Below are 14,159 nucleotides of genomic sequence, written 5' to 3'. Positions count from 1 at the left end.
CGACCCGAAGCCGTACGTCTGGACAAAGACCGCAGACGAGATCCTCGAACGCCTCGCCGGATATCTGAAGCGAATTCCAGACTCAGGACACTAGGCTCGGAACGGCGCCGAACGGACTCCCGGCTCCCGGGTGACTCCGGCGCTCCCGGGTGAGAGGACGGCCCGATGCCCGTGCTTCCCTTCGTCGGCCGCGCCGACCTGCTGGCCGAACTGGCGGCGGCGGTCGCCGACGCGCGCGCCGGCCGGGGCGGGTTGACCGTGCTCACCGGCGCGGCCGGAGCGGGCAAGACCCGGGTGGCCGAGGAGGCCGTCCGCCGGGCCGACGGGTGCCGGGTGCTCTGGCTCTGGTGCCCGCCCCAGGCCGGCCGCCACGCGGGCCCCGGCGCGCTGCGCCCCTGGTCGCAGGCCGTCCGCGAACTCGGCGCCGCCGACACCGCCTGCAGCCGGCTGGTCCGGGCGTCGCCCGGGCTGCGCGCCCTGGTGTCCGGCACACCGGTTGGGAGCGGCCGGCCCTCCGCCGGGCGACCCGACGACGCCGCCCCGACCCCGCGCACCGGCGATCCGGAGGCGGCCCGGGAACGCCTCGGCGGCGACCTCGCCGAACTCCTCCGGACCGGCGCCGCACCCCGCCCGCTCCTGCTCGTCCTGGACGACGTCCACGAGGCCGACGCGTCCTCCCTCCACCTGCTGACCGAACTCGCCGCCGCCCTGCGCACCGCGCCCGCCCTGCTGCTGGCCACCGCCCGCGACGACGGCGCCGCCTGGCACGGGCGCACCGCCCTCCGTGCCGCGCTGCTCCGGGCCGGCCGGACCCTGGCGGTCGGCCCGCTCGGCGAACCCGACGTCCGGGCGCTGCTCGCCGCCGCGGCCGGTCGACCCACCGAGCCGGCGGCCGCCCGCGCCCTCCTGGACCGGACCGGCGGCGATGCCTTCTTCGTCACCGAGCTGCTGCGCCACGGCGTCACCGAAGTGCTGCGCGACGGTGCCGCCGACCGTTCCGGGCCGCTGCCCGCCACCGTTCGCGCGGCCGTCGCGGCCCGGCTGGACGGGCTGCCGGGGGAGTGCGCCCGGGTGCTCGGCGCGGCCGCCGTCCTCGGCACCCGCTTCGACCTGGACGTGCTCGCCGAACTCGCCGCGGTGCCACTGGACTCGATCCGCTCGGTGCTCGCCGCGGCGGCGGGCGAGGGCCTGCTGGCGCTCGTCGAACCGGGCGCGGGCGAGTTCCGGCACGAGCTGATGCGGGACGCCGTCCAGGAAGCGCTCGACCCGGCCGAACGCGCCGCGCTGCACGGCCGGGCGGGCGCGGTGCTGGCCACCCTCGCCGACCGCGGCCGCGACACCGGCCCGGCCGAGGCGGCCCGCCACCTGCTGCTCGCCGGCCCCGAACACGCCTCTGCCGCAGCGGAGTTCGCGGGACGAGCGGCGGACCGGGCGGCCGGCCTGCTGGCCTTCGAGGACGCCGCCCAGTGGTACGAACGCGCCCTGGCGGCGCTCGCCACGGCCGTGACCGCGGACGAAGGGGCCGGCGCCCGCCGCGACGATGCCGGCCGCGATGGCGTTGGCGGCGACGATGCCGGCCGCGATGGCGCCCGCCGCGTCGACGCCCGCCGCGCCGCCCTGCTGCTCGGCCTCGGCACCGCCCGCCTCGGTGCCGGCCGGCGGGGGGAGAGCCGCGAGGCCTTCCTCGCCGCCGCCGGCCCCGCCCGCCGCGCCGACCGGCCCGACCTGCTCGCGCGCGCCGCCCTCGGCCTCGGCTCCGGGCCGGTCGGCTTCGAGGTGGACCTCCTCGACCGTCCCCAGATCGACCTCCTCACCGAAGCCCGCACCCGCCTCCTCGCCCCGCCTCCGTCACCCCGCCCCGGATCCGCGCCCGCACCTGCCGGACCCGGGCTCGCGCCGGCTTCCTCTCCGGCGAGGCCCGAGGAGGCACGGGCGGGCGCGGGAGCAGTAGTGCCGCCCGGACCGCTCGCCCCGCCCGCCCCCGCCGCCCCGGCGCCCGCACCGCCCGGCGCCACCCCACCCCGCCACGCCGCCCTCCTCGCCGCCGTGACCGCCCGGCTCTCCGTGGCCGGAGCGCTGGTCGAGGCGGAGCAGGACCGCCTCGCGCTGGCCGAAGAGGCGGTCCGGACGGCCCGGGGGAGCGGGGACGGCGCCGTCCTCGCCTACGCGCTCTCCGCGCTGTGCGACGCGCGCTCCGGCCCCGCGTACTGCGGCGACCGCCGGGCCTGGGCCGGGGAGATCGTCGAACTCGCGCGAGCGCTGCCGGAGCCGGACCTGGAGCTGGAACTGCTCGGCCGCCGCCTGCGCCTGGTCGCCCTGCTGGAACGCTGCGAGGCGGCCGGGGCGGCGGCCGAGATCCAGGCGTACGAAGCCGTGTCCCGGGCGCTGCGGCGCCCGCTCTACTCCTGGTACGTGCCGCTCTGGCGGGGCATGCGCGCCCTGCTGGAAGGCCGGTACGCGGACTGCCGGGACGCCCTCGCGGAGACCACGGAGCTGGGCCTGCGGGCCGGGAGCGCCAACGCGGCCGTCCTGGCGGCCACCCAACGCTGGTGCCTCTGCGCCGAGTCGGGCGAACCGGACGAACTGAGGGAGCTGCTGGCCGGACCGCCCCCGCTGGACAGCCTGCCGGGTGTCTGGCCCCGGGTGACGCGGGCGCTGATCGCCGCCCAGCTCGGCGACCGGGCCGAGGCGCGCAGCCGACTCGCCGCCGTGGCGCCGCTGTTGGACACGGCACCGGTGGACAGCGAGTGGCTGCCGATGATGACCCAGGCCGCCGAGGCGCTCGCCCTCATCAGCGGCCCGTCCGTCGAGCCCTCCGCCGAGCCATCCCGCGAGTCCTCCGCCGAGCCCTCCACTGAGCCATCCCGCGAGTCCTCCACCGAGTCCTCCGCCGAGTCCTCCGGCGCGCCCCCCGGCCGCCCCTCCGTCATCCCGGTCGACGATCCCACCCTGCACCCCCTCGCCCGCCGGCTCTACGACGCCCTGCACCCCTACCGGGACCTGCTCTCGGTCGAGGGCATCGGGGCGGCCGTCCGCGGCCCGGTCCACCGGCATCTCGGGCTGCTCGCCGCGGTGCTGGGCGAACCCGACACCGCCCGCGCGCACTTCGCCCGCGCCGTCGCCACCGCCGAGGCGCTCGGCGCGCCCCGCCTCGCCGACCGGATCGCCCAGGAGGCCGGCACCACCCCGCCACCCGCCGACGAGAGCCGACTCTTCCTCCACCAGGGTGAGTTCTGGCAGCTCCGGTACGCGGGCGAGGAGGTCAGGATCGCCGACAGCAAGGGTCTGCACGACCTGGCGGCGCTGCTGTCCCGCCCCGGCACGCCCGTCCCCGCCCTCGACCTGGTCGCCGGACCGGCGCCCGCACCCCCGGCCGAACCGGTGCTGTCCGACCTCCACCGCCCCACCGACACCGGTGAGTTGATCGACGCCACCGCCCGTGCCGCCTACCGCCGGCGGCTGGCCGAACTGGACGAGGAGTCCGCCGAGGCCGACGCCGCAGGGGACGCCGAACGCTCGGCCCGGATCGCCGTCGAGCGGGACGCCCTGGTCGGCCAGCTCTCCGCCGCGTACGGCCTGGGCGGGCGGGTCCGCCGTACCGGCTCGGCCGCCGAACGGGCCCGGACCACGGTGACCGCCCGGATCCGCACCGCCGTCGACCGCATCGCCCGTGCTCACCCCGCCCTCGGCCGTCACCTCGCGAACGCCGTCCACACCGGCACACTCTGCGTGTACGAGCCGGAGCAACCCGTCCAGTGGCGGATCCGGTAGCGACCGCCTCACATCGTGCGGCCGCTCCTCACGCCTTCTCAACAGACTCAGCAGACACGGAGCCCCGAGGAGGACGTCATGCCCCGCATCTCCAAGGCCGAGGCCGCGCTCACGCTGGACGAGCCGGTCATCGAGGGCCGCTACACCGAGCTCGGCGGGTACACCGTCGGCTTCGAGACCCACAAGGCGGACCTGGACCCGGCCCCGCTGTTCGCCGGGCTGCCGCAGGACCGTTGCCAGAGCCCGCACTGGGGCGTCGTGGTGCGCGGCAAGGTGGTCTTCCGCTACGCCGACCACGACGAGGTCTACCGCGCGGGCGACGCCTACTACGGCGCGCCCGGCCACCTCCCCCTGATGTTCGCCGGGACGGAGCTGATCGAGTTCAGCCCGACCGAGGCGCTGGAACGCACGATGGCCGTCGTCGGCCGCAACCTGGACGCGGCCAAGGCCGGCACTGCCGACCCGGCCGGGGCCTGATCCGGGAGGGCCGCGCCATGGCCACCACCCTCACCACCACCGCACCCGGCGTCGGCACCACCGGGACCACCGGGACCACCGGCGCCACCGACAGCACCGAGCGCCTCGCCGGCCTGCTGGTCGCCTTCCTGGAGACCGGCACCCCGCCCGCCGGCCTGTTCCACCCCGACGTGTTCTGCGACCTCACCGTCCCGTACTGGCGGCTCCAGGCGCGCGGCGTCGACGGTTTGGTCGCGCTGCGGAAGAACGGTCACCCGCTTCCCGGCAGCGTCCCGCGCCACCGGCTGGACCGGACCGGCAGCGGCTTCGTGCTGGAGGTGGAGGAACGCTGGGAGCAGGACGGCGCCGGCTGGTACTGCCGGGAGCTGCTGCGGGCCGACGTCACGGACGGCGCGGTCGGCCGGCTCTCCGTCTACTGCACGGGCGACTGGGACGCCGAGCAGCAGCGCCGCCACGGCGAGGAGGTGACCCTGCTGGAGCCGTAGCGGGGCGCCGCCGCGACCGCGGTGGCGCCGCCGTGCCACCCGGCGCGCGGGCGGCCGGGAACAGCCGTCCGCGCACCCCCGCGCACCCCGCGCATTCCCGTCCAGCACGTGGCACAGGCCACAGCGAAAGCCTCTCCCTCGGTTCGCGCGGATCATGGCACAATGACGTCAGTAGTAGCAGTGACGTTCAGCGCACTCCGGGGTCGGTGAAAATCCGAACCGGCGGTTACAGTCCGCGACCCGTCCGCAGCCAGCGGCCGGTTGACCAGGTGAAATTCCTGGACCGACGGTTAAAGTCCGGATGGGAGGCGTGCGCGGCGGACGATGAGCAGTACCCGTGGTCCCCCGGTGGACCGCGGGAAGGCGTGTGCGGCGGGAGAGACAGCCCTCTCCCGGTGGGCCTGCGGCACCCCGGCGACGGGTCGTGCCACGGGGCCGGAAGCCCGTGCACTCCGTGCCCGTCCGTGTCCTCTCCCATGCCGCCCCGGAGTCCGCGCCCCAAGCGCGAGGAGAACCCGGGTGTTCACCGGCATCATCGAAGAGCTCGGCGAGGTCGTGTCGATCGAGGAGATCGGCGACTCCTCGCGAATCCGCCTGCGCGGCCCGGTGGTCTGTCAGGGCGCGCACCACGGCGACTCCATCGCGGTCAACGGCGTCTGCCTGACCGTGGTCGACACCCCCGAGCAACTGGCCGCCGGCACCGGCGAGTTCAGTGCCGACGTGATGGCCGAGACGCTGCACCGGTCCAGCCTGGGCGAGCTGAAGCCCGGCTCCCGGGTCAACCTGGAGCGCGCGATGGCGCTCGGCGCCCGGCTCGGCGGTCACCTGGTGCAGGGTCATGTCGACGCCACCGGAGCGCTGTTGAGCCGCGAGCCCGGTGAGCGGGACGCGGCCGGCGAGCTCCGCTGGGAGGTGCTGCGCTTCTCGCTGCCCGACAGCATCTCCCGCTACCTGGTGGAGAAGGGCTCGATCACCGTGGACGGCGTCAGCCTCACCGTGGTGGAGGCGGCCCGGGACAGCTTCACCGTGAGCCTGATCCCCGCCACCCTCGCGCTGACCACGCTCGGCGCCAAGAACGTCGGCGAGAGCGTCAACCTCGAGGTCGACGTCCTCGCCAAGTACGTGGAGCGCCTGCTCGAATCGCGCACCCTGCCCGCCACGCTCGCCCCGGCCGGCACCACCGAGACCACCCCCGCCGACACCACCACCCCCGCCGCCGACACCGCCGAGACGGCCGACACCGCCGGAGAACCGAAGTGAACTGGCTCAACGGCACCGTCCACCTGCTCGGCCAGGACGTCTACCGCTCCGACATGTTCGGCAACCTGCTCGGCCTGACCGCACTGGCCCTCGGCTGGCGCCGCTCCCGGCTCACCTGGCCGGTCCAACTGCTCTCCGGCGTCGTCCTGGTGGGCGCCTACTGGACCGCCCACCTCAGCGGCGGCGTCGGCAAGCAGATCGTGGTCATCCTCGCCGCCGTCTGGGGCTGGACCCAGTGGCAGCGCGGCAAGCGCGGCGACGGCGACGTCCAGGTCCGCTTCGCCAGCGGCCGCGAGCGCGCCGTGCTCATCGGCGGCACCGCCCTCGGCACCCTCGCGGTGGGCACGCTCTTCACCGTCTACCCGCAACTCTCCTGGGACGCCTGGCCGGACGCCTACATCTTCGTGGGCACGCTGGCCGCGATGGTCGCCCAGGCGCGCGGCTGGGTCGAGTTCTGGTTCGCCTGGGTCGCCGTCGACCTGGTCGGCGTCCCGCTCGCCTTCGACAACGGCCTGGTCTTCTCCGGCCTCACCTACAGCATCTACTTCGTCCTGGTGCTCCTCGGTCTGCGTGCCTGGTGGCGGCGCAGCCGTGCGACCAGCCCGGCGAAGGACACCGTCCTCCAGGGAGCCTCCGCATGAGCACCGACCGCGTCACCGAAGAAGACCTCGCGCTCGACCCGGTCGAGCGGGCCATCGCCGACATCGCGCTGGGCCGCGCCGTGATCGTGGTGGACGACGAGGACCGCGAGAACGAGGGCGACATCGTGTTCGCCGCCTCCGCGGCCACCCCCGAGCTGATGGCCTTCACCATCCGCTACACCTCCGGCGTGATCTGCGTGCCGATGACCGGCGAGGAGCTGGACCGGCTCAAGCTGCCCCCGATGACCCAGGTCAACGAGGACCGCAAGGGCACCGCCTACACCGTCTCGGTCGACGCCCGCGAAGGGGTCGACACCGGCATCTCGGCCGCCGACCGCGCCCGCACCGTCCGGCTGCTCTCCTCGGCCGGCACCGAGCCCGGCGACCTGACCCGCCCCGGGCACATCTTCCCGCTGCGCGCCGTCGAGGGCGGCGTGCTGGTCCGCCCCGGCCACACCGAGGCCGCCGTCGACCTGGCCCGCCTCGCCGGGCTGCCGCCGGCCGGCGCCATCGGCGAGGTGGTCAACGACGACGGCACCATGGCCCGGCTGCCCGAGCTGGTCGCCTTCGCCCGCGAGCACGGCCTGGCGATCATCTCGATCGAGGACCTGATCGCCTACCGCCGCCGCACCGAGCTGCACGTGGACCGGGCGGCCATCACGGCACTGCCCACCAAGTACGGGGAGTTCACCGCGGTCGGCTACAAGGGCAGCATCGACGGGGTCGAGCACCTGGCCCTGGTCGCGGGCGGCCTGGGCGCCGACGGCCGGCTGCCGGACGGCGAGGACGTGCTGGTCCGGGTCCACTCCGAGTGCCTGACCGGCGACGTGTTCGGCTCGCTGCGCTGTGACTGCGGCCCGCAGTTGGAGGCCTCGCTGCGCCGGGTCGCCGAGGCCGGCCGCGGCGTCGTGCTCTACCTGCGCGGCCACGAGGGCCGGGGCATCGGCCTGGCCCACAAGCTGCGCGCCTACGAGCTGCAGGAGCAGGGCCGCGACACCGTCGACGCCAACCTGGACCTCGGCCTGCCCGCCGACGCCCGCGACTACAGCATCGGCGCGCAGATGCTCGGCGACCTCGGGGTGCGCTCGCTCACCCTGCTCACCAACAACCCGGAGAAGCTCGCCGCCCTCACCGAGCACGGCCTCAAGGTCAAGGGCCGCGAGCCGGTCGAGACCCCGGCCGGCGAGCACAACCTGCGCTACCTGCGGACCAAGCGCGACCGGATGGGCCACGACCTCCCCGGCCTCGGCTCCTGAACCACCCCCGCACCACCCGTTCTTCCCGCACCACCCACCACCGAACGACCACCCGCGCAACGCGAAAGAGGACCAGCACATGAGCGGCCACGGCGCCCCCGAGCTGACCATCGACAACGCCTCCGACCTCAAGGTCGCCGTGATCGCCGCCCAGTGGCACGACCAGGTGATGAACGGCCTCCTGGACGGCGCCCACCGCGCGCTCAAGGAGCTCGGCATCGACGGGCCGACGGTGCTGCGCGTCCCGGGCACCTTCGAGCTGCCGGTCGCCGCCAAGCGGCTCGCCGAGCGCGGCTACGACGCGGTGATCGCCCTCGGCGTGGTCATCCGCGGCGGCACCCCGCACTTCGACTACGTCTGCCAGGCCGCCACGGCCGGCCTCACCCAGGTCAGCGTGGACACCGGCGTCCCGGTCGGCTTCGGCGTGCTGACCTGCGACAACGAGCAGCAGGCCCTGGACCGCGCGGGCCTGCCGGGCTCCGCCGAGGACAAGGGCCACGAGGCGGTCACCGCGGCGGTCGCCACCGCGGCCGCCCTGCGCGCCCTCTGACCCGACCGCCCCCGGCCCCCGGCCGAACCCGCGCACGGCCCTTCCGGACCGTGGATGTCCACCGGACTGTCCACGGTCCGGAACCGTTTACCGCCTGTGAGCCCGCACGCCGTAAGGTGACTCCATCATGGCTTCGAAGACATTCGAGGAGCTCTTCACCGAGCTCCAGCAGAAGGCCGCCACCGGCGACCCCTCGTCCTCCCGTACCGCGCAGCTCGTCCAGCAGGGCGTCCATGCGATCGGCAAGAAGGTCGTCGAGGAGGCCGCCGAGGTCTGGATGGCCGCCGAGTTCCAGTCGGACGAGCAGACCGCCGAGGAGATCTCCCAGCTCCTCTACCACCTTCAGGTGATGATGGTCGCCCGCGGGCTGACGCTCGACGACGTCTACAAGTACCTCTGACCGGCCCGAAAACCCCCACCCACCCCGAACAGGTAAAGGAACTGACCTCCATGCTGCGCATCGCCGTCCCCAACAAGGGTTCGCTCTCGGGTCCCGCGGCGGAGATGCTCCATGAGGCCGGTTACCGCCAGCGCAAGGACCCCAAGGAGCTCGTCCTCGTCGACCCGGACAACCAGGTCGAGTTCTTCTTCCTGCGCCCGCGCGACATCGCGGTGTACGTCGGCTCCGGCCGCCTGGACATCGGCATCACCGGCCGCGACCTGCTGCTGGACTCGCACTCCAACGCCGAGGAGGTGCTGGCGCTCGGCTTCGGCGGCTCCACCTTCCGCTTCGCCCGCCCGGAGGGCGTGGACGTCAAGGACGTGCAGGGCCTGGAGGGGCTGCGGATCGCCACCTCCTACACCGGCCTGGTCGAGCAGCACCTCGCCGACCACGGGGTGAAGGCGACCGTGACCAAGCTGGACGGCGCGGTGGAGACCGCGGTGCAGCTGGGCGTCGCCGACGTGATCGCCGACGTGGTGGAGACCGGCACCAGCCTGCGCAACGCTGGCCTGGAGGTGTTCGGCGAGCCGATCCTGGTCTCCGACGCCGTGGTGATCCGCCCCAAGGGCGCGGGCGAGGACCCGGCCGTGGACCAGTTCCTGCGCCGCCTGCAGGGCGTGCTGGTGGCCCGGCGCTACGTGCTGATGGACTACGACATCCGCGCCGAGCACGTCAGCGCCGCCGTCGCGCTGACCCCGGGCCTGGAGTCGCCGACCGTCTCGCCGCTGCACACCGAGGGCTGGGTCGCGGTCCGCTCGATGGTGCTCCGCAAGGAGGCCCAGCGGATCATGGACGACCTGTGGGGCATCGGCGCCCGGGCGATCCTGGTGACCAACATCCACGCCTGCCGCCTCTGACGCCGGAGGCCGTGACCGGTGCGAGGTAAGCACCGGGACAATGGGGCGGGGCGCCCACCCGCGGCCCCCCCCATCCCCAGAACGACCCCCCCAGACCCCACCAGTCCACCCCCCCCCAGTTACCCCGCCCCCGGGCGCCCCGCCCCCCCCCCGCCCGGCAGCTGCCGGTCTGCGCGCTGCTGGTCGTGCTGTTCGCCGTGATCGCGCTCGCGCTGCCGGCGAACTGGCAGCTCAACGACCGGATCATGATGGTGCTGAGCGGGTTGTTCTTCGCCGCCGCGGGCCTGATGCTGGCCCGCCCCCGGGTGAGCGCCGACGCCGAGGGCGTCACCGTGGTGAACTTCGTCCGCCGCCGCCGGCTGGCCTGGGCCGAGATCGTCCGGGTCAACTTCCGCCAGGGCGACCCGTGGGCGACGCTCGACCTCGCCGACGGCACCTCGCTCGCCGCGGTCGGCATCCAGTCCGGCATGGGCAAGGCCCAGGCGATCGCGGACGCCCGCGCCCTGCGCGACCTGGTCGAGCAGCACGCCCGCTGACCGGCCCGTCACCGCCCGCCGACCGGCCCGTCACCGCCCGCCGACCGGCCGTCGAGCCGCCCGTCGACCGGCTCGCCAACGCCCGCTGACCGGCCCGTCGAACCGCTCGCCGACCGGCCCGTCAACGCGCGCCGACCGGCCGTCGAGCCGCCCGCCGGCCGGCCCGAACAATGATCCGACAGCCGAACGGGTATCGTCTAGGCTGGTAAAAGCAGGGCAAAGCACCCCTTGAGCTCTCCCGCGCCCTGCCGGAAACGACCTGAGGAGTGACTCCCCCCGTCCATGGACGATCCGTCCGGTAGTACCTGCGCCGCCCGACCTCCCGGCACCGGAAGGCAGGCGGCACTGTGATCACCGCCTGGCTGCTGCTGTTCGCGGCGTTCCTGCTCATCCTCGCCAACGGCCTGTTCGTGGCCGCCGAGTTCGCCTTCGTGACCGTCGAGCGCGGGGCCGTCCAGCGCGCCGCCCAGGCCGGCGACGCGCAGGCCGGCCGGGTCGCCAGGGCCCTGCGCCACCTCTCCTTCGAGCTCTCCGGCGCCCAGCTCGGCATCACCGTCACCTCGCTGGTGGTCGGCATGCTCGCCGAGCCGGCGCTCTCCGTCCTGCTGAAGCCGATGTTCACCGGCATCGGCCTGCCCGACGGCGCGGCCCACGGCGCGGCCGTGATCATCGGCATGCTGATGGCCACCGTGGTGCAGATGGTGATCGGCGAGCTGGTCCCGAAGAACTGGGCGATCTCCCGGCCGCTCCAGGTGGCCCGCTCGGTGGCCGCCCCGCACATGGCGTTCTCCTTCGTCTGCCGCCCGCTGATCAGCTTCCTGAACGGTTCGGCGGACCGCACCGTCCGCGCCTTCGGGATCGAGCCGCAGGAGGAGCTGGGCCACGCCCGCACCCCCGCCGAACTGGTCTCGCTCGCCCGGCACTCGGCCAAGGCCGGCGCGATAGACGAGGAGTCGGCCACCCTGTTCGTGCGCACCCTCGGCCTGAGCGAGCTGACCGCGGAGTCGGTGATGACCCCGCGGGTGGACGTCGTCGCCCTCCAGCGCGACGCCGGCGCCGCCGACGTGGTCAACCTCACCCGGGCCACCGGCCTCTCCCGCTTCCCCGTCTACGCGGGCGGCCTGGACGAGGTCACCGGCACCGTCACGCTCAAGGACGCCCTCGCCGTCCCGGCCGACCGGCGCGCCGCGGTCCGGGTCGGCGACCTCGCCGTGCCGCCGCTGCTGGTGCCCGAGACGCTCCCCGCCGAGCGGTTGCTCGACCAGCTGCGCCGGCTCCAGCCGATGGCGATCGTGGTGGACGAGTACGGCGGCACCGCCGGCGTGGTCACCGTCGAGGACATCGTCGAGGAGATCGTCGGCGAGGTGCAGGACGAGCACGACCCCGCCGACACCCCCGAGCTGGTCCCGCTGCCGCCGGTCGACGGACAGCCGGCCTGGGCCGCCGACGGCCGGGCCCGGATCGGCCAGTTGGAGGCGATCGGCCTGCACGCCCCGGACGGCCCGTACGAGACGCTGGCCGGCCTGGTCTCCGACCTGCTCGGCCGGCTGCCCGTCCCGGGCGAACAGGCCGAGCTGCCCGGCTGGCGGTTCACCGTCGAGGCCGTGGACCGCCACCGCACCAGCCGGGTGCGGGTGGAACGCACCGGCCCGCGGCACCGGTTCGGCGCGGACGAGGACGGCACCCGATGACCGCGCTCCAACTGGTCGCCGCCGTCCTGCTGCTGCTCGGCAACGCGTTCTTCGTCGGCGCGGAGTTCTCCGTCGTCTCGGTCCGGCGCAGCCAGATCGAGCCGCTCGCCGACGCGGGCAACCGGCGCGCCCGCACCGTGCTGCACGCGCTCTCCAACGTCTCCGCGATGCTGGCCGCCGCCCAGCTCGGGATCACCGTCTGCTCGCTGGGCCTCGGTGCCCTCGCCGAGCCGACCATCGCCGGCCTGGTGGAGGGGCCGTTCCACGCGATCGGCGTCCCGGACGGCCTGATGCACCCGCTGTCGTACGGGATCTCGCTGGCCGTGGTGGTCTTCCTGCACATGGTGATGGGCGAGATGGTGCCGAAGAACATGGCGATGGCCGGCCCGGAGAAGGCCGCGCTCTGGCTCGGCCCGCCGCTGGACCGGCTGGCCCGCTGGCTCACGCCGGTCATCCGCCTGCTGAACGCCTTCGCCAACGGTGTGCTGAGGCTGTTCCGGGTCGACGCCAAGGACGAGGTGGAGTCGGTCTTCACCACCGAGCAGCTGATGTACCTGCTGGCCGACTCGCGCGACGCCGGCCTGCTCGACGAGGAGCGCCAGGAGCGCCTGGAGGACGCCCTGGAGCTGGGCCGCCGCCCGGTCACCGACGTGCTGCTCAAGCCCGAGCAGCTGGTCACCGTGGATCCCGAGGTGACGGCCGCGCAGGTCGAGCAGCTGGCGCTGCGCACCGGCTTCTCGCGCTTCCCGGTCACCGACGGCGACCCGGCCGGCCACGGCTACCTGGGCTACGTCCACCTCAAGGACATCCTCGACGTGGACGACCCCTCGACGCCCGTCCCGGCCCGGCTGTGGCGCCCGATCACGGTGCTGCGCGGCACGCTCCCGCTGGACGACGCGCTGGGCGCGATGCGCAGGGCCGCCTGCCACCTGGCCGCCGTGCTCGACCAGGACGGGCGCACGCTCGGCGTGGTGATGATGGAGGACGTGCTCGAGGAGCTGGTGGGCGAGATGCACGACCCGGACCACCGCTCCGCCGCGTGACGGTTCCCGGAACCGCTCTGCTGAGGGCGAATCCGCTCTGAGCGTTCGGTGTTCCCCCGGCGGCCGTCCGCCGTGCAGGGTGGAGGGCATGAGGCTACTACTGCTGGGCGGAACGGAGTTCGTCGGTCGCGCCGTGACCGAAGCGGCGCTGGAGCGCGGATGGGAGGTGACGGTCTTCCACCGCGGGACGCACGCGGCGCCGGAGGGCGTGCGGGTCCTGCACGGGGACCGGCTGGCGGAGGGCGGCCTGGCGGCCCTCGCCGAGGGGGAGTGGGACGCCGTCGTGGACACCTGGTCCGGGTCCCCGGCGGTGGTGCGCGACAGCGCCCGTCTGCTGGCCGGCCGGGTCGGGCGGTACGGGTACGTGTCCAGCCGTTCGGTGTACGCGTTCCCGGCGCCCGCCGGGGCGAACGAGGAGGGGCCGCTGGTCGAGGGATCGATGGACGCCACCGACGTGCCGTACGCGGAGTCCAAGCGCGGCGGCGAGCTGGCCGCGCTGGACGCCTTCGGCGACCGGGCCCTGCTGCTCCGGGCCGGGTTGATCGTCGGACCGTACGAGAACATCGGCCGGCTGCCCTGGTGGCTCGGCCGGATCGCCCGCGGCGGCCCGGTGCTCGCCCCGGGCCCGCGTGACCTCCCCCTGCAGTTCATCGACGTCCGCGACCTGGCCGCCTGGACGCTGGACGCCCTCGCAGCGGGGCTCGGCGGCGCGTACGACGTGGTGAGCGTGCCCGGGCACACCACGATGGGCGGGCTGCTGGAGGCGTGCGTCCGGGTCACCGGCTCGGACGCCGAGCTGCGCTGGACGGAGCCGGAGGCGATCGCCGCCGCGGGCATCGAACCGTGGGGCGACCTGCCGTTCTGGATCCCGCCGGGCGAGCTCTACGACGCCATGCACGGCTCGGACGTCTCCAAGGCGCTGGACGCCGGGCTGCGATGCCGGCCGGCGGCGGAGACGGTCGCCGACACCTGGGCCTGGCTGCGGTCCATCGGGGGCAGGGCCCCGCAGCGGCCGGACCGGCCGGTGGTCGGCCTGGATCCGGAGCGGGAGGCGAAGGTCCTGGGCGGCTGAGCACACCGCCGCCCGGGCGTCCGGCGGCTCCGTGAACCCTCACGTCGCAGTTGCCGAGCGCCTGGGCCCCTCCGCATC

At 74.7% G+C, this 14,159-nt stretch carries 13 protein-coding genes and 1 riboswitch; all 13 genes read left to right on the top strand.

Annotated features, from left to right (window positions below):
* Positions 1 to 165: 165 nt before the first annotated feature.
* The 13 genes from ACFVHB_RS38965 (at position 166) to ACFVHB_RS38905 (ending at position 14,081) form a co-directional block, all read left to right on the top strand.
* Positions 166 to 3,771: an AAA family ATPase gene (locus ACFVHB_RS38965; RefSeq protein WP_380332479.1), complete on the top strand. Its 3,606-nt coding sequence runs from the start codon at positions 166 to 168 to the stop codon at positions 3,769 to 3,771.
* 78 nt (positions 3,772 to 3,849) lie between these two features.
* On the top strand, positions 3,850 to 4,248 hold the full coding sequence (locus tag ACFVHB_RS38960) for a hypothetical protein (RefSeq protein ID WP_380332476.1): 399 nt from the start codon (positions 3,850 to 3,852) through the stop codon (positions 4,246 to 4,248).
* 17 nt (positions 4,249 to 4,265) lie between these two features.
* The gene (locus tag ACFVHB_RS38955; protein ID WP_380332473.1) at positions 4,266 to 4,733 is read left to right on the top strand and encodes a hypothetical protein; all 468 of its coding nucleotides are present in this window, start codon (positions 4,266 to 4,268) and stop codon (positions 4,731 to 4,733) included.
* Positions 4,734 to 4,922: 189 nt separating this feature from the next.
* Positions 4,923 to 5,050: riboswitch (FMN riboswitch) on the top strand.
* A 202-nt stretch (positions 5,051 to 5,252) separates the two neighbouring features.
* Positions 5,253 to 5,993, top strand: a complete 741-nt coding sequence (locus tag ACFVHB_RS38950; protein WP_380332470.1) for a riboflavin synthase — start codon at positions 5,253 to 5,255, stop codon at positions 5,991 to 5,993.
* The gene (locus tag ACFVHB_RS38945) at positions 5,990 to 6,634 is read left to right on the top strand and encodes a nicotinamide riboside transporter PnuC (protein WP_380332468.1); all 645 of its coding nucleotides are present in this window, start codon (positions 5,990 to 5,992) and stop codon (positions 6,632 to 6,634) included. The genes ACFVHB_RS38950 and ACFVHB_RS38945 overlap by 4 nt, the downstream gene beginning before the upstream one ends.
* Positions 6,631 to 7,890 (top strand): bifunctional 3,4-dihydroxy-2-butanone-4-phosphate synthase/GTP cyclohydrolase II, encoded by a 1,260-nt coding sequence (locus ACFVHB_RS38940; RefSeq protein WP_380332465.1) that lies wholly within the window; start codon positions 6,631 to 6,633, stop codon positions 7,888 to 7,890. The genes ACFVHB_RS38945 and ACFVHB_RS38940 overlap by 4 nt, the downstream gene beginning before the upstream one ends.
* A 79-nt stretch (positions 7,891 to 7,969) precedes the next feature.
* Entirely contained in the window at positions 7,970 to 8,440 is a 471-nt protein-coding gene (gene ribH / locus ACFVHB_RS38935) for a 6,7-dimethyl-8-ribityllumazine synthase (protein ID WP_380332462.1), read from the top strand.
* 127 nt (positions 8,441 to 8,567) lie between these two features.
* Positions 8,568 to 8,840, top strand: coding sequence for a phosphoribosyl-ATP diphosphatase (locus tag ACFVHB_RS38930; protein WP_030306151.1), 273 nt, complete (start codon positions 8,568 to 8,570; stop codon positions 8,838 to 8,840).
* A gap of 50 nt (positions 8,841 to 8,890) precedes the next feature.
* Positions 8,891 to 9,739 carry an ATP phosphoribosyltransferase gene (hisG, locus tag ACFVHB_RS38925; protein ID WP_380332459.1) on the top strand — a complete coding sequence of 283 codons (849 nt, stop codon included), beginning with the start codon at positions 8,891 to 8,893 and terminating at the stop codon, positions 9,737 to 9,739.
* A gap of 185 nt (positions 9,740 to 9,924) precedes the next feature.
* A complete protein-coding gene (locus ACFVHB_RS38920; RefSeq protein WP_380332456.1) occupies positions 9,925 to 10,275 on the top strand; it encodes a PH domain-containing protein in 351 nt (116 codons plus the stop codon).
* A gap of 347 nt (positions 10,276 to 10,622) precedes the next feature.
* Positions 10,623 to 11,966 (top strand): hemolysin family protein, encoded by a 1,344-nt coding sequence (locus ACFVHB_RS38915; RefSeq protein WP_380332453.1) that lies wholly within the window; start codon positions 10,623 to 10,625, stop codon positions 11,964 to 11,966.
* On the top strand, positions 11,963 to 13,009 hold the full coding sequence (locus ACFVHB_RS38910) for a hemolysin family protein (RefSeq protein WP_380332450.1): 1,047 nt from the start codon (positions 11,963 to 11,965) through the stop codon (positions 13,007 to 13,009). Before ACFVHB_RS38915 ends, ACFVHB_RS38910 begins: the two co-directional genes overlap by 4 nt.
* 88 nt (positions 13,010 to 13,097) lie before the next feature.
* The gene (locus tag ACFVHB_RS38905; protein WP_380332448.1) at positions 13,098 to 14,081 is read left to right on the top strand and encodes an NAD-dependent epimerase/dehydratase family protein; all 984 of its coding nucleotides are present in this window, start codon (positions 13,098 to 13,100) and stop codon (positions 14,079 to 14,081) included.
* Positions 14,082 to 14,159 lie beyond the last annotated feature (78 nt).

The sequence above is a fragment of the Kitasatospora sp. NPDC127111 genome, from assembly GCF_042677465.1.
GTDB lineage: Bacteria > Actinomycetota > Actinomycetes > Streptomycetales > Streptomycetaceae > Kitasatospora.
The sequence above is the reverse complement of the archived record's forward strand: the minus strand, read 5'-3'. Positions and strand labels throughout refer to the sequence as shown.

Bases quoted from the DNA above. Each gene is read 5' to 3' on its own strand.
- ACFVHB_RS38965 (WP_380332479.1), top strand. From the start codon at position 166: ATGCCCGTGCTTCCCTTCGTCGGCCGCGCCGACCTGCTGGCCGAACTG.
- ACFVHB_RS38955 (WP_380332473.1), top strand. From the start codon at position 4,266: ATGGCCACCACCCTCACCACCACCGCACCCGGCGTCGGCACCACCGGG.
- ACFVHB_RS38930 (WP_030306151.1), top strand. From the start codon at position 8,568: ATGGCTTCGAAGACATTCGAGGAGCTCTTCACCGAGCTCCAGCAGAAG.
- ribH (WP_380332462.1), top strand. From the start codon at position 7,970: ATGAGCGGCCACGGCGCCCCCGAGCTGACCATCGACAACGCCTCCGAC.
- ACFVHB_RS38910 (WP_380332450.1), top strand. From the start codon at position 11,963: ATGACCGCGCTCCAACTGGTCGCCGCCGTCCTGCTGCTGCTCGGCAAC.
- hisG (WP_380332459.1), top strand. From the start codon at position 8,891: ATGCTGCGCATCGCCGTCCCCAACAAGGGTTCGCTCTCGGGTCCCGCG.
- ACFVHB_RS38960 (WP_380332476.1), top strand. From the start codon at position 3,850: ATGCCCCGCATCTCCAAGGCCGAGGCCGCGCTCACGCTGGACGAGCCG.
- ACFVHB_RS38940 (WP_380332465.1), top strand. From the start codon at position 6,631: ATGAGCACCGACCGCGTCACCGAAGAAGACCTCGCGCTCGACCCGGTC.
- ACFVHB_RS38905 (WP_380332448.1), top strand. From the start codon at position 13,098: ATGAGGCTACTACTGCTGGGCGGAACGGAGTTCGTCGGTCGCGCCGTG.